This is a genomic window from Shewanella sp. HL-SH8 (assembly GCF_051165765.1).
Lineage (GTDB): Bacteria > Pseudomonadota > Gammaproteobacteria > Enterobacterales > Shewanellaceae > Shewanella > Shewanella glacialimarina.
Window position 1 is genome coordinate 4,220,234 of record NZ_CP195039.1, and the last position, 20,512, is coordinate 4,240,745.

Sequence of the window (20,512 nt, forward strand, 5' to 3'; positions counted from 1 at the left end):
TATCAATTTAACAGGAGGTTTATTATGGCTAAAGTACTTATTATTGCAGGCGATTTTGTTGAAGATTACGAGCTAATGGTACCGTTTCAAGCATTACAAATGGTGGGTCATCAAGTCACGGTTGTGTGCCCAAATAAATCTGCAGGTGACACCATTAAAACCGCTATCCATGATTTTGAAGGCGATCAAACCTACACCGAAAAACCTGGGCATTTATTCGCATTAAATGGCGATTTCAATGATATTTTCGAACCTCAATTCGATGCCTTGCTTATCCCAGGTGGCCGCGCGCCGGAATACCTTCGTCTTGATAAAAAAGTCATTGCGTTAGTACAAGCTTTTGCAGCAAGTCATAAACCGATTGCGGCTGTGTGTCATGGTGCCCAGCTATTAACGGCCGCCAATGTGGTTCAAGGTAAAAAGATATCAGCTTACCCAGCTTGCGCCCCTGAAGTGACACAGGCCGGTGGTGAATACTGTGAGTTAGCCGTTACCGAAGCCATTACTGATGGTAACTTTGTCACCGCGCCAGCTTGGCCGGCACATCCAGATTGGTTAGCACAATTTAATCTATTGTTAACTCGCTAATAATCAGCGCTAAAAGTGTGAAGTTTGGATTGCACCAGCAAATATAATCCGTCACGATGGGCACTAATAAGCCAACGTGACGGATCATCATATGTGTGAAATCTACTCTGGAGCAGAACCTGAACTCTTTGAATCACAAACCCGCTCTATTCGCATTGACGGTGTGGTGACCAGTATTCGACTTGAAGCGGTATTTTGGCAGATTGTGCAGCAAATCGCTGAAGAAGCCGATTTGTCTATCGCCGAATTTCTCACCCGCATTTATCGTGAAGTCATTATTAAACGCGGCGAAATCAATAATTTTAGCTCTCTTTTACGCGTTGCCTGTACCACTTATTTGAATAAAGGCACTAGAATCACGTTAACGCCTTCGCGTACTGAAAACGATTTTTGGTCGCCGAAAAACTAACGATTACTCTAAACAAATTATTATCTCCGGCTAACCTCGGTTAATGGTAATATCGGCAACATAACCATGCTGAGTAGTCACTAAGGCGTGTTTAAGCATACTGGCGGCTTCATCCGCACTCATAAAGCTAGAGGTATCTAGGGTTTTTCCACTTGTCGGCCAAAAGCCGGTATCCATTCCCCCAGGATATACCGCAATAATTTTCATTGGGTAACCCTTTAGCTCTAATCTAACTGACTCAATAAAACCGCGTACGGCCCATTTAGCTGCACAATAAGTGGATTCGCCAGCCTTAGCAGCTAATGCTGCTGTAGACATCACTATCACCACATTGACGGCTTGATGACGGTAGCGTTTAACTAATTCACGCACCAGTAAAATGGCCGATGTAACATTGTTTTGAATAAGGCTAAATATCGAATCCGCGTCTTGGGTATCAATGTTGCCAAAGTAGCCGCTGCCAGCACAATGAATAACCGTGTTTAATCTAGATTGAGTTTGTTGAGCCTGATCAAGCTGATCAAAAAGGGCTGAAACACTGGTATCAGAGGTTAAATCGGCACTGATAACGGACATGTTTGTCCCTTGTGCTACGGCATTCAAGCGCGTTTTATTACGACCAGAAATAATCACCTGTTCGTTATCATCAAGGTAACATTTAGCTAATGCCGCCCCTAACCCACTGCTTGCACCGGTAATCAAAATCATAATTGCCTCTTAAATCACACTAAAATAAGCCTAATTCATTCTATGGTAAGTCCCAAAAAACAAGCCTAACAGACTCTGACTAAACCGAAAACGGGGAGAATAAATAGAGTGCCACTATGCCTTATAAAAAGCATCACTATCGTGATGCTAATTCACAAATGCGATTGTTAGCTCGTCGATTTTGCAACTTTGGCCAAAGCGGTATTGACGCAGTGAAACGTGAATAAATAAAAAATCCGACATCATCACTGATATCGGATTTTAGTTGCTAACGTTGGTTTTACGAGGGCATCAAGCCCTAAGGCGCAACCTTTTCAACACGCTTAACCCAGCCTTGTGGGCCTTGTATATTACCTTTTTGAATATCGGTAAAGACTTGATAAATCTTTTTAATATTCGGGCCCACTTTGCCATCACCAACCGTCACAATTCGGTGATCTTCAAAAATATATGAGGTCACTGGCGACACTACAGCAGCCGTGCCAAAACCACCGGCTTCAACAATTTCACCCGACTCTATATCGGCAATGAATTTATCTAACATCACGGTTTCCTGACGTACTTCACAACCCAGTAACTCACCCAATTCAAGAATCGATTGCGAGGTAATCGATTTTAAAATGGTGTCAGTAAACTGAGGAATAATCACGGTGCCATCTTTTAAAATATGGAAGTGGTTCATTGCACCCACTTCTTCGATTTGCTTATTACTCGCATCCAGATACAGCACTTGTGCTGCACCATATTCTGCTGCCGCTTTACCAGCACGTAATGATGCAGCGTAGTTACCAGAAGCTTTTGACGCCCCAGTACCACCAGATACCGCACGGTGAAACTTAGTGGTAATAAGTAAGCGAATACCTTCATTTACACCTGAGGCATAATAAGCACCTGATGGACTTAAAATAACGCAGAAGGTGTATTGCTGACTCGGGCTAACTGATAAACGGTCTTCTGTAGCAAAAATAAACGGACGAATGTATAAGCATGCGCCGTCTTGCATCGGAAACCACTTTCTATCAACATCAATTAAGCTATTAATGGCATTTAACTGAGTTTGCTCATCAATATTAGGAATACACACTATGTCCGCTGAACGATTCATTCGCTCGGCATTTTTGTTTAAACGGAAAGTGTAAATTTCACCATCTTGATGCATAAAGGCTTTAGCGCCCTCAAAAATAGACTGCCCATAATGCAAGGTCATCGCACCTGGCGCCATTTCAAAAGGACCATAAGGTACAATGCGAGGATCACACCACTGGCCATCACGATAATCCATCATAAACATATGGTCGGTACGTAGCTTACCAAAGCCAACATTACCTTCGGGAGTAAACTGCTCAGTGCGGCGCTCTGACGCGGGTTTTAAATTATATTTTATATCCATTGCATACCACCTTAAAAACTGAGCTTGAAGACTATTGAGAGCGGTAAATAAAGTCAAGTTTACCGTCTCTTTTGTTGCGCAGATTACGTCAATTCAACGTAACAAGCATCAGTATTTTTTTTCAAACTCGCTTTTTTACAGCTAAAACAGAATGAGGTTTTGAAGTCACACATTGAACCTTTAAAACCAACATAGACAAAACCAACCACTTACCATTCACTTACATAAGTGTTTTTATACCATCACAGCGGCAATAATAGACACTTCCACTAAGTATTCGGGCTCAGCTATTGCCGCTTGAACGCAGGCTCTTGCCGGTGCATGCCCCTCGGGTAGCCAATTGTCCCAAACATGATTCATGGCGTCATAATCTTGCATATCTTTAAGGTAGATTGTGGCTGACAGAATATGATCACGTTGACTGCCGGCTTGAATAAGCAAGGCATCAACCTCAGCTAACATAGTTTGAGTTTGAGTGGTGATATCAGCAAATTTATCGGTTGCAACTTGGCCACATAAATAAACGGTTTTATTGTGTATAACAATACTGCTCATACGTTGATTGACATCGATTCGGTTGATCATCGTGCTGTTGTCGCCATCATGATTTAATTGAACATAAAAAGTATCATGAACATTGGCTTTTTTGCTAGCAACAATGGGTCTATCTAAGTTGAATTTATCGAGTGATATGAACAGGTTTGACCTAAGATAGGCTTAAACGTAAAAATAGTATTAAATTTAGTTTATTTTTTGCCCACTTAGCGATTAAGACTATTCCACAGGGGGCTGTCACTGCTAGAATGAGGTTTACATCCAGAAACCATTAGGACTCCCCATGAGCCTTGAATTATTGTCCCAACTGGAAACCAAAATCCAGGCCACTCTTGAAAACATTGAGCTACTAAAAATGGAGCTTGAAGAAGAGAAGCAAAAGAATGTCACGCTAACAGAAAAAAACCAACAACTAGAACAAGACCTAAACTCATGGAGCGATAAGGTCAACGGTCTTGTTGGTTTATTGAATAGCGAAATCTAGTCAAATATTAAATTTTACGCTGGTTGATCATGTTGTGACTCAATTAGTGCATTTAATTCTAAAATAGCCTGCCTAACCTGTGGTAGGCTTTTTTTCGGCAATAAAAACCTTCCGTAGCTAAATTCTAAACGACCTAGATCCTTCACCCAAATCACGCCACTGAAAAAAATTCTTGCGTGTTTAACAATAAGTTTAGGAGCATAAACTGGAAACATTCTCATATCGCCTCCTTGTCGGTACTATTAACGAGTAACTCTATAGTTAACCAATAGTTATATAGCAATTGGTTATCAGCTAGTTACTCTGGATTACTCTTTATTGAAGTTAACCGCTTATCGAAGCCTATCGTTTATAAAGATTAACGCCTTATCTAGATACGCTCCAAACCATAACCAGTATAAATAATGCACCCTTAATTGATGCTTAAATTAGGTTAAAGCCACTTAACACCATCAATAACTGTCAAACCAGATACTTTCATTAAAGATGTTTTAATTCTCTGATGCTTGACTCACTAAACATCTTAAACAAGCCTAGAGATGACTTAACATGCTTATAAATCCTATAAGCATGTTATTTGACCGCAATACATCTGCAAAGTTGCATCCGAACACACTTTTTTGATGAAACTTTATTCACATAACAGAAAAACACAAAGTGACAAAAAAATGTCACTTGCCAATATTTTGACGTACTGGTATTATCTTTCCCGTTACTCAGGGTATACAGAGCTATTTAGCTCTGCACCGTACAGCTTTTAAAGCGTACGGTTTTTTTTTGCCTGTTATTTATGTTTTACATGACCCAACAAAAAAGGAGCCTAAGCTCCCTTTTTTGTTCTAGGATAATGAATAGCTATTTTTTATTCATTTGCGCTAAGTAATAAGCAATATCTAACAGCTCATCGTAAGATTTGATTGAACCAGTCTCAACACGGTATTTACCGTTAACCACTAATGACGGTACACCAGATATTTTGGCATTAGTCGCATCACGTTTCATTTTAGACATTTGCGCATTCACCATAAATGAATTGGCTGCTGCATCAAAATCTTTACCTTCAACACCATTGGCAATAAACAATAAACGAATATCATTTAAGCTGGCGAAGCTTTGCTTCTTTTCATGGATAGCGGCAAACAAAGCAGGCTCAACTTTGTCTTCTACTTTTAATTGGTGAGCTACCGCAAAAGCTCGCGACATTTCTACGCCCATTTCACTGCCAATAAATTCGACATGGGACTGATTAAACGCAACCCCTTCAGGTAACGTCTTTTTAATGTTTGGAATAACGGTTTTAGAGAAGTTATAACAATGACCACAGAAAAATGAGAAAAACTCGGTAATTTCTGGCTTAGCAGAACCAGGACCTTCATTAATCACAGTGTAATGCACACCTTCTTGGTAATCTGCTGCTGTTGCAGCCAATGGTGTAAACAGTAATGCTGCAGCCATTAATAATGCTTTTTTCATTTTAGTTCCTTTTGCGTAGCGCATATATTGGTAATGTATTGGGTTAACCATAAATCAATGCTGACATCTTACCTTCAGTATTGATTAAATTCATAATCATAGCTCGATTGTATTTGTAACAATTTACACCAACCAGTAATAATGAAGTTTATTTAACCTTCACCACTGTAGGGTGTTTAAAATAAGCTCAATGGCGCTTCATCTAATGCGGCCAATTGCTCTTTAAAGGCCAGTGTTTGTTGCTCCCAGTATTTGAGATCCCCAAACCATGGAAAGTTCATTGGAAATGCCGGATCTTTCCAACGTTTAGCCAGCCAAGCGTTGTAATTGATCATTCTCAGTGCCCGTAAAGGCTCAATTAAACTTAACTGGCGTGTATCAAAATCAGCAAACTCTTGGTATCCCTCAAGTAAAATATCCAGCTGCAATGTTTGTTGTTGGCGATCACCGGTTAACATCATCCAAATATCTTGCACCGCGGGGCCTTGTTTTGCATCATCTAAATCAACAAATCCTGGGCCACTGGGTGTCCATAGAATATTACTTGGGTGTAAATCGCCGTGTAAACGCATATGGCTAAACGACTGACGTTGCCAAATAGTCATCGTCTTGTCCAGCACTTGCTCTACTACAGTAAAAAATGCGTTGGCCATCGAAGGGGCTACCATACCGCTTTCACGTAAATAATTTAACGGCTCAACCCCTAAAATTTGCGGATTTAGCACTTCACGGTGCACAAATGGCTGCCTAGTAGCATATTGATGAATGCGGCCAATAAAGCGCCCTACAGCCTCTAACTGTTCAAGATTATCGACCTCAAATGCACGCCCACCAATGGAGTCAAATAACGCCATGCGAAAGCCTTTATAATGGTGTAGCGACTGGCCATTTATGATCAGTGGCGCAGCAACAGGCACTTCGTTTTCAGCCAGTTCGAGTGAGTAGTCATGTTCTTCTTGAATTTGTTCATCGGTCCAACGATTAGGGCGATAAAACTTCACCACATAGCGCTTGGCGTCATCGCAACGGAACTGGTAGACCCTATTTTCATAACTGTTTAATGCTAGTAAGCCTGTTTCAGGATAAATGCCGATACTTTCAATGGCATCAAGAATTAAATCAGGTGTTAACGCTTGGTAATGAAATTCTGTAGCTTGTTCACTCATATTATTCGCTTATTGTTGTTTTCTGATCGCATTAGGTTAGTCATTAAGACTGAATATAGGGCTGTAGTAAGCGATGTAAATACACTAGCACGTCGAACTCATCCTGGCGCTCGGTGCTTAGCCAGCAAATGTCACCATAAAACTCATAATGCAGCCATAACTGACTGCCTTCAAAATCCAATAGCCATTGATGACGATCAGCGCCCCACTGACGCTCACGGATCTGGCAATCTAATGCCGCTGCTAATGGTTCGGCAAAATCGGCAAATTGCTCAAAATTAATGTTAGCACTAATTAATAAACTTAAATTTTCGTGGTCTAACGTGGCTGACTCTATGTTCATTTCACTTCTCAATTAACTACTGCACGACATAATTAAGCCCTGTCCCCATTCGGGTGGACGTTTAGCAAAGTCTGCCATTTCTGGTTGCTCGGCAAAGGGCTGACGTAATAACTGATGTAATTGCGCTAGCTTAGTGTTATCACCATTTTCTTCAATGGCAATAATGGCTTCTTGGGCTAGGTAGTTACGCAAAATATACTTTGGATTAGCGGCGTTTCTCGCCTGCTGCCAATTGGCCACATCATCCACTTTACCAACACGTTGTTGGTAAGCTGCAAACCATTGATCAAACTTAGCTAAATCAACCATATCATCACGTAAACTTGCATGTTGACTGTTTAAGTCTAACTCACCAAAGCGGCGTAAACTGTTAGTGTAATCTAATTGATTGGCTTCAAGTAAAGAGGTGAACTTATCCACTAGCTGTAAGTCTTGTTGTTGCTGCTCAGTTTTGTCGGAATCACTTGACTCCTGAGTGAACTCAAATATAGGTAAGCCTAATTTATTGCCCATCAGTAATAAATAATGATCGATTAAATGGCGCTGGTATTGATTCAATGCCTGGACTAAATCATCAGACGCTATCAGCGGTGTCAGTGCCTGGGCAAGCCGTTGTAAATTCCAGAAACACACACCTGGTTGTTGACCAAATGCATAACGACCTTCATGGTCAGAATGATTACAGACAAAATCTTCTTTGAAGGTATCTAAAAATGAAAAGGGGCCAAAATCGAAACTGTCGCCTAAAATCGACATATTGTCGGTGTTGAGAACACCATGGGCAAAACCAACACTTTGCCAATGGGCAACCATTTTAGCGGTCGCGGCAACCACCTCACTAAACCACTGCACATAGCCGGCGTTGTCTGTCGATAAGTGGGGGAAATGCTGCTTAATGGTAAAGTCCACCAGCTGTGTTAGCTTGGTGTTATCGCCTTTTCCGGTATAACTGAAATACTCAAAATGTCCAAAGCGAATATGGGTTTTAGCCAGTCGCACTGTGATTGCAGCGGTTTCTTGCCCTTCGCGCCACACTGGTAAATCAGAGCCAATAACAGCTAAAGCACGTGATGTCGGCACATTCAATGCCGCTAAAGATTCAGACACAAGAAACTCTCGCACCGCTGATCGCATTACCGCACGGCCATCACCCATGCGTGAATAAGGTGTTGGCCCGCCGCCTTTTAATGCCACGTCCCAGGCATGATCAGGGCCAATAGCTTCACCTAAAATAATCGAGCGCCCGTCACCGAGTTGCGGCGTGTAACCACCAAATTGATGGCCACTATACACTTGAGCATAATAAGTGGCGCCTTCTGCTGCATGATTTGCCGAAAGTTGCATCAATAATTCATCATTGGGTTTATCTAAACCAATTAATGCGGCGGCGTCATCGCTCCACCCTAACCAATGCGGGTTAGAAATCGCTTGCGGATATACCTGACTATAAAAACCTTCTAATTGTTCAAAAAAATCCTGCTTAAAGCGCATGATGAAACCCTTATTACAATCTCTGTTAACAACAATTGCTGCACATGACAATGGTGCCTAACTACAACTGCTTCAAAAAGTCTTTGTCACTAACAGATTGCTGACAATCTACTTGATTATCATCTAACGTTTGGCATTGTTGACCACAAATAAAATCAACATTTTCTGTCATCGATATGCCTTGAATACGCAGCAGACCTGAACCTTTCGCTTGGCATTGCTCAAGCGTGTCGTAATAACCATTAATAACATCATGCTTTAAGGTAAGATCGGTTTTATCGGTGGCATCCGCAAAATAAAATAACGTCCATTCAGGGGTTCGAATACAGCCACTAAGTAAAAACATACTGAGCATAAGCGTTAACGCGATAAGTTTATTCAGTAGATTGACGGTCATATAAATCCCTAGGGTCACTTTATGGAGTAAATTAATCAGTGAAGTGATTGAATCCATAATGATAATGAAAATGCATAAAAAAAGCGGACTGATGTCCGCTTTTTACTTCAGTGAGCAACATGATACTCGAAATTACCAGAGTCTGTTTGCCTTTTGCGAACTGGCCGCAAAAGCTCAAGCCAACTTTGTGCACCACTTTAACCACAGCGGTTTTATTGCGGCTAAGTTTTTAATTTGGCTTTCTCAATGCGCACTAGTCGCCCTTCAAAACCCGTTATGGTGCCATCTGATAATTGATGCGTAAGTGCATGCTGACAAATTGATATGGCTTGGTCAAACTGACCTACATCATTAAGCAATGTTGCTAAATGCAAATGGCCTGCGGCTTTCTCATCAACAAATTGTGACTTATTCTGCTGATATAGTTTATCAAATAACCCCAAATAGTCCTGTTGCAACTTAGCACCATACTGACAGTAATCGGCTTGTTTACGCATTTTATAACTATGCCCTATGACATTGGTTATTGCGTCAAATTGCCCCTGTTTACCCTCGGTATTATTAGCTAGGTCAACTAACTGTTTAAATGTATCACTTGCCCAGGCTCCAGTTTTAGGCAACAAAAGCCCTTTAACTGGTTCTGGCTCTGGCTCTGGCTCTGGCTCTGGCTCTGGCTCTGGCTCTGGCTCTGGCTCTGGCTCTGGCTCTGGCTCTGGCTCTGGCTCTGGCTCTGGCTCTGGCTCTGGCTCTGGCTCTGGCTCTGGCTCTGGCTCTGGCTCTGGCTCTGGCTCTGGCTCTGGCTCTGGCTCTGGCTCTGGCTCTGGCTCTGGCAGCGAATCAACCACCTCCACCACTGTAAGGTCAACTGCTTTCGATTCGACTATGTCGGCCTCATCAAGCGCACTAATTTCAGCTTCAGTACGGTTCAACGGCTTTGATGATTCATTCTCAGATGTTTCTTGTTGCGCTGTCGCCTTGGCACGATTAAATAAATACACCCCAATCGCCACAAGAATAATGACTATGATCACTTTCATTCAATATCACCCTGTTTAAACGCGCTTAACCGCGTGTAGTTGTTGTGCTCGCTACAATATGGCTGATGCCTACCGAAAAACAACGCTGTTTTTTTGAGCACACAGTGTTATTAATAATCTAATCACTACCAACAAATCAAGTATTTAAGCGATTTAACTGTAACAAAGCGTTGAGTTTGTGCTGAACAACGCACTTTTTGTGATTAGCCAGGCAATTTTGCCATTTATTTGCCACATGTCACGGCTTGCACTTGTAGACTTGTGTCACCTTATTGAGCGCCCTACACTGTCAATAGTTGAGCAAAACACTAAGGTATAGCGATGGCCGTTTCTGAGTTACTGTTAGGCAAGTTACTGTATGAATTTCGCACCATGGCCGCGATGGTCGAGATATACTGTAAAGCACATCACCCTTTAAAACCAAGCGAAGGGGTCTGCCAGTCTTGTAGCGACTTTTTAGCGTATGCAGAAATCCGCCTTGACCGCTGCCCATATGGTCAAGCTAAGCCCACCTGCAATAAATGCCCGGTGCATTGTTACAAGCCTCATATGAAACAAAAAGCACGTGAAATAATGATATTTGCCGGCCCTAGAATGTTAATCCCACATCCAATAATGGCAATCAAACATTTACTGGCTGAACGCAAGCCTGTGCCAGGCAAACCACCTGAAGGTGTTAGTAATCGCCATCAACGAAAATTGGGTTAATCAACTGAGGTTTATTTCCCCCTATGGGATGTTTTGGGGTAACATTCACTTTCAACTCTGAGAGTGATAATGACAGACTATCAAACTTTTTTTATCCAGGCCTATTGGTGGCTATCTTTACTAGGCGGTGTTCATTGCTTAGGGGTAGCGTTGTTTATTCGTTATAGTTATCAAGGTCAAACAACGGATAACCAATCACTTGCGGGTATCTTAGGGTTAATTGGGTTCTATTTTCTTACCGGATTATTCACTCAAGAGTCCAGCCCAATACCCATCCACCTATTGCTGACACTGTGTTACCCGATTTATTTTCTATTGATGCCTTTGCTGTATATTTACAGTAAACAAAGTTTACATGGCGATAATTACCAGGCTAATTTTTTCAAACATTTTATGGCTGCAATGTTAGCGGCGTTACTAACCTGCTCGGCGATATTTTTTGGCTTAGGCATTAATCTACAAGCCAGTAATACGGCAATACATTCGCTAGCAGAATTAAGCCATATCAATGCTTTTGTGCTTATTCTGCCGGGTTTGATGATAATTCAAACTGCTTTTTATTTTACAATGATTTATCGCCTGTTGCGGCAAACAAACCAACAAAACCACAACAGCAACAACGGCGACCCATTACTCAATGACATACGCCTTCGTTGGATTACTATATTGGCTCTTGGCATGCTAATAAATTGGTTAGTGCGGTTAACTATTGTCTATTTACCTTTTTACTCAGGCAGTATGGTTTCTATTTTACCCCAAGCCATAACCCGATTAAGTTTATTAGTAACTATGTATATTCTGGCCTTTTATGGCTTGCATCAAGTCACTCGCACCGCCTACTTCAGCCGCCGCGCGATACAATCAGATTCAAACAATACAGTGAATAACCAACAAGTTTTAGATGCTGATGAACTCAGTTATCTGCAAGATGTCATCGCTGACGATGGTACCGATAAACACAAAGACTCGACAACTTAAAGGAATACCATGCGTATTTATTCTTACATCAGCATGATGGCAATAATGCTTTCAAGCCCTTTGGCTATTGATGCACAGGCTGCACCCGCAACCACTCCTCGTACTCACGCCATTACCATTGATGATTTTTTCGACATTGGTCAAATGCAAGATGTGGCGATTAGCCCTAATGCCAAACAAGCCGTTTGGTTGGAAAGCCGTTGGGACGAAGCGTTAGATAAAGCCCAATCTGATCTATGGCTGATTAACACCCAAGATAAAAAAAGCCAACGCCTAACCTTTACCCATGACAATGAATCAAGCCCAGTATGGAGCCATGATGGCGAGTTTATTTACTTTATCTCTGCCGATAAAAAAGACAATGCAAAAGCCCCGTTTAACGGCAAAAACCAAGTTTTTCGCATCACATTAGCTAACCTAGCTATTCAGCCTATGACCAAAGAAGAATTGGGGGTCAACGCATTCCAATTAAGTGCTGACAGTAAATCTCTTTATTTTTTAGCCAATAAAGAATCTACAGATACTGATCAATGGGCAGAGATGCGCGCCAATTATTCTGCGCCTAAGTATGCCCATGGTAAACGCGACACTAATCCATTGAAGGTGCTTGATCTCACTAACTTCAAACAGAAAACAGTGCTAGATGATGACAAAGTGGTTTGGCAATTCAATGTTAATGATAGCGGCAGTAAAATCGCCCGTATTACCACCAGCGACAATGAACTGGTTTATTATGAAGGTTGGTCTAACATTGAAATCTTTGATGTTAAAACCGCCAGTAATAAAGTCATAGATGATAAACAATGGCGCCAACAAGCACCTTCGCCTTATGGTTGGTTATTGGGTTTAGATTGGCATCAAGATAACCAGCAACTGGCTTTTAGAATCGATTTTGATGGTTATCCTGGCAAATTATTTGTGGTCAATACCCAAGTAAATACGCCAACCATTGAGCTTAAGCCAATAGGCAAAACTACCTTTCAAGGTGGCGATATTCAATGGCGCCCCAAAAGTAATGAGTTATGTTATCTCGGCGCACAATCGGCACGCACGCAATTATTCTGCAGCCAAATAAACCAAGGAAAAGTAGGCGATACACGTAGCGTGTTAGCCGGTGATACTGTGGTAGGCAGCTACAGTTTTGGCGTATCAGGTAAACAAGTGGTATTTAGCCATAATAGCCTGACCCATTTCCATGACTTATTTATCGCCGACGCCGACTATAAGCGCAGCCAATTTAAACGCTTAACCAATATCAATCCGCAAGTCGATAGCTGGCAGTTACCGCAAATATCAGTAGTCACCTGGCAAGCACCCGATGGGGCAACTGTTGAAGGTATTTTAGAACTGCCCTACGGCTATAAAAAATCCCAGGGGAAATTACCTTTAGTGGTACAAATTCATGGCGGCCCTACCGCTGCCACATCTTATTCATTGCAGCATCGCTCATATGGGCGTGCAACATTTCCAGCTAGTGGTTGGGCTCTGCTATCGCCTAATTATCGCGGCTCTACTGGCTATGGCGATAAGTTTTTAACCGATCTTGTCGGTAAAGAGCATCAAATCGAGGTGGCAGATATTATGGCCGGTGTCGATAAGTTAATTACTGATGGCATTGTTGATGGCGAGAAAATGGCGGTAATGGGTTGGAGTAATGGCGGCTACCTGACTAATGCGTTAATCAGTACCACTAATCGCTTCAAAGCGGCTAGTTCAGGTGCTGGAGTGTTCGACCAGCGTTTACAGTGGATGCAAGAAGACACTCCAGGTCATGTGATTAACTTTATGCAAGGACTGCCTTGGGCGCAGCCAGACGCTTATGATAAAGCCTCATCTTTAACTTATGCAGATAAAATTAACACCCCTACGCTTATTCATATCGGCGAACACGACCAACGTGTTCCGGTTGGCCATGCCCAAGGGCTTTATCGCAGTTTAAAACACTACTTAAATGTCCCTGTAGAGATGATTGTTTATCCTGACGAGGGGCACGGACTTAACCTTTATAAGCACCGCAAAGCCAAAATGGAGTGGGACAAAAAGTGGTTTGAATATTATGTGCTGGATAAATAATAAGTCGATAAAGCGGGTAAATAGTTAAAATAAGAGTAGCTTGGCTTAATTAATATTCATTTTTCACGGTATTGAGTATGCTCAGTATGTTAGCTTACTCATATTATTACGACACAAATGCACCCTATTGAGGTATTTATGACACGTTTACTCACCCTGTTCAGTGCAACTATGGTTAGCTTATCTTTGTTATTAAGCCCTGTAAGTTATGCTGATGAATCAAGTTATACCGATGCGATTACTAATTTCAAAAAAGCGACTGAAACCCAAGCATTTTTTAATACCGCATATGGATACGCGCTTTTCCCCACGGTAGGAAAAGGTGGCATTGGTATCGGCGCTGCATATGGTAAAGGCCGCGTTTATAAAGGAGGCATGCACACTGGCGACTCAAGCTTAACGCAAATATCGATTGGTTTTCAATTAGGTGGTCAAGCATATAGCGAAATCATCTTCTTCAAAAATGCCCAAGCCTATAATGACTTCACCAGCGGCAGTTTTGAGTTTAGCGCCCAGGCCTCTGCGGTAGCAATTAACGTCGGTGCCAGCGCTCAAGTCGGTACTACAGGTAACTCAGCAGGCGCAGGACAAGCTGGCAGTAACCATGCAGCAAATGCTGTTTACATCAATAATATGGCTATCTTCACCGCAGCAAAAGGTGGCTTAATGTACGAAGCCGCATTAGCGGGGCAGTCGTTCACTTTTGACGCTAAGTAACTCAAGTTAAACTGCGATGATTTAGTTTCATCCAGTGAGTTTTACCCAATAAAAATGGCTACCTGAGGTAGCCATTTTTGTTTGTTTCTTTACCCATTTTATGTACAGCTATAATTCAATGAATGAGTTAAAGATAACACCGTAACCTGCGGAAATAACCAGAAGCAGAATGGCACTACAATCATCTGCGATAAATGTTTACCCTGACTCGACAATACCTTAATTCACGTTTGGTTGATTCACTTAGCCCAATACTTCATTGGTACTTATTGCCTACCGCAGGCCTTAGTGCAGATAATCCAGCGAGACGCCGCAAGCACCTCCATGTGGGCTTAACAAAAACGTCCCTGTTTTTGATACTCGCTGGCTCATCTGCACCTGAATTTTTATTTCTTCGATTTAGCTTCATTGATGGCTGTGGGAAAAGCTATACCAAACAAGATAAAAGATAATGGGTTAACTTATGTTTTACACTGACCCCACTAAATTTCCTTAAATTTCCTCAGATATCTATCTCTACGATTTCGCCTTGTAAAATGGTCTAATGAATTAACTATTATTTGTATAAGCTAAATATTCCTCAGAAACCATCGGAATAAACCCTTCCGGCCATTTAGTTGTAAATTCACATAAAATTCTGAATTGACTAGGCGCATCAAGATTAGTTTTTACAACTCGAAGCGTAGTAGAACTAAGACTAGGGTTTTCAAGTAAAACTCTGACATCACAATTTAAGTATTTTGGACAATACCCAATTGGAATATCATCTATGGTAGAAACTAGGATCGCTTTGCAATCATGCGGATTTGAATCTTCATATACAAAATATAGTGATTCACCATTTTTAAGCTGATTTACTTTGTTGTTACTTTGAGAGTCTAAATATCTAACTCCACTGATAAAGAAACGAATTTTGTAATCGCCGTTTTCTGTTATTTCTGGTTCTGAAATAATCTGGAATTCATCAGTTTTTCGAGCTCCACCAGAAACACCTAATAAGTCAAACTCATCGTAATTATCAACTTTAATATCAGACCATTGAAGCATTTTCTTGAATTCAGGTCTATTAGAAGGCATTAGTCTATTTGAAAAGAATGAAAACAAAGTACTTGAATTATATACTTTATTTAGATCATCCATTCTAGGGAAAGGTATAAAACTTTTGTTGCTTGCACCTTTGGTATAATTGAATTGATAATTCTCATTTGAGCGACTAAGTTTTGCGACAGGATGCCACATGTGGTCTTCACTATCTTTCCAAACAACAAAAATACTCTTCATTTTAAACTACCTTCACCCTCTTCAAAATCGTTATTCAAGCGTAATATACGCGCTCTATTTATAATTAGTATCTCTAAACAAAATTCTTTTTCTAGATCATCCATGACACTGTTAGGTATTCTTTTAATTATGTTTAAAAAATCAATAACTTCAACTTTTTCAAGCCTACTTAGCCACTCAATAGTTGCTGTTTTACTGCTCATACCAAATAACCAAAAAGCTTCCAAGGTCTTCAGCCTTTGATTTCCATTGTAGAAGTAAGATTTACTTCGGCTTACATATGCATGAATTTGTTGCCCAACATCTTTGCTAGTTAACTTCACCCTTATCTTTTCAAGAGATTCATTTCTGCCCAAACTAGCAGCATGATCGAAAGATGGAGCTAAAGTTATTGTATCCTTATCCGCAATCATTGCCCAATTTTCATTGTGACGATCCTGATTAGAAACTAACGTATCTAATAGCAAGTAACCCATGAATACGTCACTTGCGGATTTAATGTTATCAGTAGAAATCCATCCTTTCGGTGGATTTTGTATAAGTCGGTCTAAAATAACTTGTACACGATCAACTGTTTGAGATCGCTGACCAGTTTCGAGTGTTGCATTTATTTTCACAACTACATGTTCTATCAATTGATTACCAAAGAACATGTTTTCACCAGTAGAAGTAAATTTTTTACTTCTAATTCCTCTTTGACCATTATAGATGGCTAAATCGTATTGGGCATGAGGGATGCCAAGTTTTTCTGCGATTTCACATGCTATTTTTTCAGCCCAATCCTCTCCTTTTCTAACAATTTGTCTTCCATACCCATCTTCTGTATGAGTTGACTTGAATAAATATTCTTCTCCAGTATTAGAGTCTGTATACCAAAACTTTGATTTGGTACCCATTTGCTCTATATCTTCGATATCTTGATCTGAAATATCGATAATAGGGAATTGTTCCAATTGAAGATCCTTCTAGAAATTAATTTTCAGAATAAATACGAAAAAATGAGAACAGAATAACTTTATAAATAAGTTGAATGGCTCATCACTGTTGAATGGCTTCTTCTTCCCTAAATGGCGTGCTCGATGATTGTTTCGAGCTAAGCCTACCCTGTCCTTAAGTGGCTATACTTTAATTCGATTTGTGAGTTTAATTCAAGATTTTTGTCACACTTACAACTAAATTTTTCATTAAAAATAATTACTTGTATCAGTACATGACTATCAGACTTCATTTGAATTGAGGTCATCGAGACAATTCCGTGAGCTTGGCATGGATGCCACGCTAGCTTACGTTGGGCCAGGGACGGCCCGTCGGAAGCGTTAGGGATTGTCGACAATGGCCGAAGCGGACGACAAACGTGGGTAAAAGCTGGATCGATTCCCATCGAAAATATGCGCTTTTCAGCATTTTTCGTCTGGGGCGGCAGGGTGATCCAAGAGGGTATTGCTGTTGATACCCTTTTGGCCGGTGCAGGATGGAATCCTGCGATCTTGCTGTCATCTTTTAAGCAATCTGTGGCGCACCGCAGAGTGTTTACAAGTTAAGCATTTCTAGAACCTGAATGCTTACATCAAAAACTTACTTATGCCCCCATGGCGTTGGCGGTAATGCGACAGGTTTAGTTAAGTCAAAGTCGACTCTAAAGTTACGCTCTTCGCGAGTTAGGCGGTAAGTAAAGGTGTTTGGCTCTATGTACATGTGCCATACATTGGTCACTGACTGATCTAGGCCGTTTTGTTTAAAGTTGGCAATGGAATCAGCATCAACCGGAAAAGATTGTTGGGTAACCGTGCCAGAATCTGCGGTATCGCCACCGTACATAGTGACTTTATCTTCTGTGCCATCCTTGTGGCGGTGATCATGCTTTAAGCGTAAACCGGTTTCAGTTTTAGTGATCACCCAAGTACGGGAATGGTCATCGCCAACATGAAATGGCACTTTTAATTCGGTGTCACTACATTCGCGTACATGCATCACCAATTTTTTACCGCTAAAACCATCATCAGCACTGCTACCTGCGGTCACCACACCTTCAAATGCTTTGCCACAGTGGGCAGCTAAAGCATCAAAATATTGATTTTGAATGTCATCTGCCGCAAGGCTTGCAACGGAAAAAAGTACTGTCGCAAGTAATGATAAAGATAAGGCTGATTTGATAGGAGTTATTGTCATTATTATGCCTAATAGGTATGGGTAAGATTGGCAACCATAGCAGTTTTTTTTGAATTGAACCTGAATAAATGCACCAAAAGGAAGTCGTTTGAATAATTGAGCCGAGCCCCCAATTTAGCTAATAAAAAAGCCGTACAGTTTAACTGTACGGCTTTGATGAATCAAACAAACCTAACTAGTGCATCTTAGCGCGTATGCTTTGACGGTGTTGCCCAACCATTACTTTTGCCACCCGCTTTACTGGCATTAGATTTACTTGCATTAGCTTTGCCTGAACCTGCTTTGCTAGTGCCAGCTTTAGCGGGTCCGCTCGCCGCTTTGGGCTTTTTATCTACTTTGGTGTCGCCCTTGCGATCATCAAATTGATTTGATGAAAAACGGGTCATGGCTTTTTGGCCATCTTGCTTACCATCGGCTTTGGCAGACGACTTAGCAGGCTTTTGGCCCCACTTAAGTTTTGTTTGCTCATTGCGGGTTTCCGGTGGCACTAAACAGCTTGGGCTATTGCCAATAAGCGATTCTTTACCCATGGCTATCAAGGCTTCACGGATCATCGGCCAGCCTGCTGGGTCATGATAACGTAATAAGAATTTATGTAATTTACGCTGACGACCTTTTTTAGGTACTGTCACTATCTCACTGGTGTGCTTCACATTTTTAAGTGAGTTTAACTCAGTGTGATAAATCGTGGTCGCATTGGCCATAGGTGAAGGATAAAAATTTTGCACCTGGTCTAACTTAAATTTTTGACCTTTAAGCCATAATGCTAAGTTGACCATGTCTTCATCGGTAGTACCTGGATGCGCAGAAATAAAGTAAGGGATTAAAAATTGCTCTTTACCTGCCTCTTTAGAGAACTTGTCGAACAATTCTTTAAACTTATCATAGGTGCCCATACCCGGCTTCATCATTTTGCTTAATGGGCCATCTTCGGTATGTTCAGGGGCAATTTTTAAATAGCCGCCCACATGATGCTTAGCTAACTCTCTAATATAATCAGGGTTTTCAATCGCTAAATCGTAACGAACACCCGATGCAATCAATACCTTTTTAATACCCGGTACTTCACGCGCCGCTTTATACAAGTCGATGGTGTGTTTATGGTCGGTGCCTAAATGGCCACATATTGACGGGTAAACACAGGATAAACGGCGACAGGTTTTTTCGGCTTTTTCGCTGGTACAGCCTAAGCGATACATGTTGGCTGTTGGGCCACCTAAGTCAGAAATAACCCCGGTAAAGCCTGGCACTTTTTGTTGAATATCTTTGATTTCTTTAATGATCGATTCTTGCGAGCGACTTTGAATAATTCGCCCTTCATGCTCGGTAATCGAACAGAATGAACAGCCACCAAAACAACCTCGCATAATGTTAATTGAGGTTTTGATCATGTCGTAAGCAGGAATTTTTTCCTTGCCGTACACAGGATGCGGAATACGTTGATAAGGCAAATCAAATACTGCATCCATTTCATCGGTATTTAATGGCCAAGCAGGTGGGTTAACCCACACACCACGATTAGCATCGTGGGGCTGAAATAACGCACGGGCACAACCTGGATTTTGCTCCTGGTGTAAAATACGTGATGCGTGGGCGTATAAATACTTGTCACCCGCTACCTTGTCATAGGCTGGCAGTAATACGTAAGTTTTATCCCAAGGTTTCGGTTTAGGCGGTTGTACGCTGATCGCTTTAGGCGCATCGTTGTCAAAAATTTTGTTATCGGTTGGCCCAGATAGTTTGGCGCAGCCAACGTCATCAGCTCCATAGGGATTGGGTATAGGTTCAATTTTATGCAGTTGATCAATTTTGCGTGAATCCATGCCGCGCCAGCCAGGCATAGCTTCTTTGCGCATGACTGCTGTGCCACGCACATCATCAATATCGCCAATAGCTTCACCACTGGCAATACGACGGGCAACTTCCATTAAAGGACGCTCGGCATTGCCGTAAATTAAAATGTCGGCTTTAGCATCAAAAATCACGCTGCGACGGACTTTGTCTGACCAATAATCATAATGAGCAATACGGCGTAAACTCGCTTCGATACCGCCTATTACTACAGGTATTTCTTTAAATGCTTCTTTACAACGCTGGGCATAAACCGTCACGGCGCGATCAGGGCGTTTACCACCAATATCTCCGGCGGTGTAAGCATCATCGTGACGTAATTTACGGTCAGCGGTGTACCGGTTGATCATCGAATCCATGTTGCCAGCGGTGACACCAAAAAATAAGTTTGGTCGACCCAGCTGCATAAAGTCTTCTTTGCTTGACCAGTCGGGTTGAGAAATGATCCCCACCCGATAACCTTGAGCCTCTAACATGCGGCCAATAACGGCCATGCCGAAGCTAGGATGGTCGACATAGGCGTCACCAGTCACAATGATAATGTCACAGCTATCCCAACCCAGCTTATTCATTTCTTTGCGGGACATAGGTAAAAATGGCGCCGCACCAAAGCTTTCGGCCCAGAATTTGGGATAACTAAATAATGTAGACTCAACTTGCATGTGTATGACCTAAAATTGGAAAAATACGCCAA

21 protein-coding genes are annotated in these 20,512 nt (G+C 41.5%); 7 read left to right on the plus strand and 14 right to left on the minus strand.

All coding sequences use genetic code 11. From position 1 onward, the window contains the following. Positions 1–24 precede the first annotated feature (24 nt). Both ACRWQN_RS18645 and ACRWQN_RS18650 read left to right on the plus strand, forming a co-directional pair. Positions 25–588 carry a DJ-1/PfpI family protein gene (locus ACRWQN_RS18645; protein ID WP_434939301.1) on the plus strand — a complete coding sequence of 188 codons (564 nt, stop codon included), beginning with the start codon at positions 25–27 and terminating at the stop codon, positions 586–588. A gap of 91 nt (positions 589–679) precedes the next feature. Continuing rightward, positions 680–997 (plus strand): ribbon-helix-helix domain-containing protein, encoded by a 318-nt coding sequence (locus ACRWQN_RS18650; RefSeq protein WP_434939302.1) that lies wholly within the window; start codon positions 680–682, stop codon positions 995–997. A gap of 30 nt (positions 998–1,027) precedes the next feature. Here the strand turns inward: ACRWQN_RS18650 and ACRWQN_RS18655 are convergent, their stop codons facing one another. The 3 genes from ACRWQN_RS18655 to ACRWQN_RS18665 form a co-directional block, all read right to left on the minus strand. Continuing rightward, the gene (locus ACRWQN_RS18655) at positions 1,028–1,705 is read right to left on the minus strand and encodes an SDR family NAD(P)-dependent oxidoreductase (protein WP_434939303.1); all 678 of its coding nucleotides are present in this window, start codon (positions 1,703–1,705) and stop codon (positions 1,028–1,030) included. A gap of 298 nt (positions 1,706–2,003) precedes the next feature. After that, complete coding sequence (locus ACRWQN_RS18660) at positions 2,004–3,095, minus strand: branched-chain amino acid aminotransferase (RefSeq protein ID WP_434931045.1); 1,092 nt, start codon at positions 3,093–3,095, stop codon at positions 2,004–2,006. Between the two features lie 234 nt (positions 3,096–3,329). After that, positions 3,330–3,680, minus strand: a complete 351-nt coding sequence (locus ACRWQN_RS18665) for a RidA family protein (RefSeq protein ID WP_226412895.1) — start codon at positions 3,678–3,680, stop codon at positions 3,330–3,332. Between the two features lie 253 nt (positions 3,681–3,933). On the opposite strand from ACRWQN_RS18665, the gene ACRWQN_RS18670 reads away from it, so the two are divergent. Further along, positions 3,934–4,134 carry a cell division protein ZapB gene (locus ACRWQN_RS18670; RefSeq protein ID WP_226412893.1) on the plus strand — a complete coding sequence of 67 codons (201 nt, stop codon included), beginning with the start codon at positions 3,934–3,936 and terminating at the stop codon, positions 4,132–4,134. Positions 4,135–4,148: 14 nt separating this feature from the next. Here ACRWQN_RS18670 and ACRWQN_RS18675 read toward each other — a convergent pair whose 3' ends face one another. The 7 genes from ACRWQN_RS18675 to ACRWQN_RS18705 all read right to left on the minus strand — a co-directional run bounded on the left by ACRWQN_RS18675 (position 4,149) and on the right by ACRWQN_RS18705 (position 10,041). Continuing rightward, a complete protein-coding gene (locus ACRWQN_RS18675; protein ID WP_226412891.1) occupies positions 4,149–4,355 on the minus strand; it encodes a DUF1107 domain-containing protein in 207 nt (68 codons plus the stop codon). A 634-nt stretch (positions 4,356–4,989) separates the two neighbouring features. Further along, positions 4,990–5,607 (minus strand): thiol:disulfide interchange protein DsbA/DsbL, encoded by a 618-nt coding sequence (locus tag ACRWQN_RS18680; protein WP_434927353.1) that lies wholly within the window; start codon positions 5,605–5,607, stop codon positions 4,990–4,992. A 176-nt stretch (positions 5,608–5,783) separates the two neighbouring features. Continuing rightward, the gene (locus ACRWQN_RS18685; RefSeq protein ID WP_434927354.1) at positions 5,784–6,773 is read right to left on the minus strand and encodes a serine/threonine protein kinase; all 990 of its coding nucleotides are present in this window, start codon (positions 6,771–6,773) and stop codon (positions 5,784–5,786) included. 43 nt (positions 6,774–6,816) lie between these two features. Further along, positions 6,817–7,116 carry a DUF3630 family protein gene (locus ACRWQN_RS18690; protein ID WP_434927355.1) on the minus strand — a complete coding sequence of 100 codons (300 nt, stop codon included), beginning with the start codon at positions 7,114–7,116 and terminating at the stop codon, positions 6,817–6,819. A gap of 12 nt (positions 7,117–7,128) precedes the next feature. Continuing rightward, positions 7,129–8,607 carry a protein adenylyltransferase SelO gene (locus ACRWQN_RS18695; protein ID WP_434939304.1) on the minus strand — a complete coding sequence of 493 codons (1,479 nt, stop codon included), beginning with the start codon at positions 8,605–8,607 and terminating at the stop codon, positions 7,129–7,131. Between the two features lie 61 nt (positions 8,608–8,668). Next, positions 8,669–9,004 carry a hypothetical protein gene (locus ACRWQN_RS18700; protein WP_434939305.1) on the minus strand — a complete coding sequence of 112 codons (336 nt, stop codon included), beginning with the start codon at positions 9,002–9,004 and terminating at the stop codon, positions 8,669–8,671. Between the two features lie 221 nt (positions 9,005–9,225). Further along, positions 9,226–10,041: a hypothetical protein gene (locus ACRWQN_RS18705; protein ID WP_434939306.1), complete on the minus strand. Its 816-nt coding sequence runs from the start codon at positions 10,039–10,041 to the stop codon at positions 9,226–9,228. A 321-nt stretch (positions 10,042–10,362) separates the two neighbouring features. Here ACRWQN_RS18705 and ACRWQN_RS18710 point away from each other — a divergent pair, with 321 nt between their 5' ends. The 4 genes from ACRWQN_RS18710 to ACRWQN_RS18725 all read left to right on the plus strand — a co-directional run bounded on the left by ACRWQN_RS18710 (position 10,363) and on the right by ACRWQN_RS18725 (position 14,517). Then, on the plus strand, positions 10,363–10,749 hold the full coding sequence (locus ACRWQN_RS18710; RefSeq protein ID WP_434939307.1) for a nitrous oxide-stimulated promoter family protein: 387 nt from the start codon (positions 10,363–10,365) through the stop codon (positions 10,747–10,749). Positions 10,750–10,818: 69 nt separating this feature from the next. Further along, positions 10,819–11,727 carry a hypothetical protein gene (locus ACRWQN_RS18715; RefSeq protein WP_434939308.1) on the plus strand — a complete coding sequence of 303 codons (909 nt, stop codon included), beginning with the start codon at positions 10,819–10,821 and terminating at the stop codon, positions 11,725–11,727. 9 nt (positions 11,728–11,736) lie between these two features. After that, the gene (locus ACRWQN_RS18720; RefSeq protein ID WP_434939309.1) at positions 11,737–13,800 is read left to right on the plus strand and encodes a S9 family peptidase; all 2,064 of its coding nucleotides are present in this window, start codon (positions 11,737–11,739) and stop codon (positions 13,798–13,800) included. A 138-nt stretch (positions 13,801–13,938) separates the two neighbouring features. Further along, the gene (locus ACRWQN_RS18725) at positions 13,939–14,517 is read left to right on the plus strand and encodes a YSC84-related protein (protein ID WP_434939310.1); all 579 of its coding nucleotides are present in this window, start codon (positions 13,939–13,941) and stop codon (positions 14,515–14,517) included. A gap of 549 nt (positions 14,518–15,066) precedes the next feature. Here ACRWQN_RS18725 and ACRWQN_RS18730 read toward each other — a convergent pair. The 4 genes from ACRWQN_RS18730 to ACRWQN_RS18745 all read right to left on the minus strand — a co-directional run bounded on the left by ACRWQN_RS18730 (position 15,067) and on the right by ACRWQN_RS18745 (position 20,480). Beyond that, positions 15,067–15,798, minus strand: coding sequence for an HIRAN domain-containing protein (locus ACRWQN_RS18730; protein ID WP_434939311.1), 732 nt, complete (start codon positions 15,796–15,798; stop codon positions 15,067–15,069). Next, the gene (locus tag ACRWQN_RS18735; protein ID WP_434939312.1) at positions 15,795–16,751 is read right to left on the minus strand and encodes a HipA domain-containing protein; all 957 of its coding nucleotides are present in this window, start codon (positions 16,749–16,751) and stop codon (positions 15,795–15,797) included. The genes ACRWQN_RS18730 and ACRWQN_RS18735 overlap by 4 nt, the downstream gene beginning before the upstream one ends. Positions 16,752–17,373: 622 nt before the next feature. Next, the gene (locus ACRWQN_RS18740) at positions 17,374–17,967 is read right to left on the minus strand and encodes a hypothetical protein (RefSeq protein ID WP_434939313.1); all 594 of its coding nucleotides are present in this window, start codon (positions 17,965–17,967) and stop codon (positions 17,374–17,376) included. Positions 17,968–18,152: 185 nt separating this feature from the next. Next, positions 18,153–20,480: a YgiQ family radical SAM protein gene (locus tag ACRWQN_RS18745; RefSeq protein WP_434939314.1), complete on the minus strand. Its 2,328-nt coding sequence runs from the start codon at positions 20,478–20,480 to the stop codon at positions 18,153–18,155. Positions 20,481–20,512 lie beyond the last annotated feature (32 nt).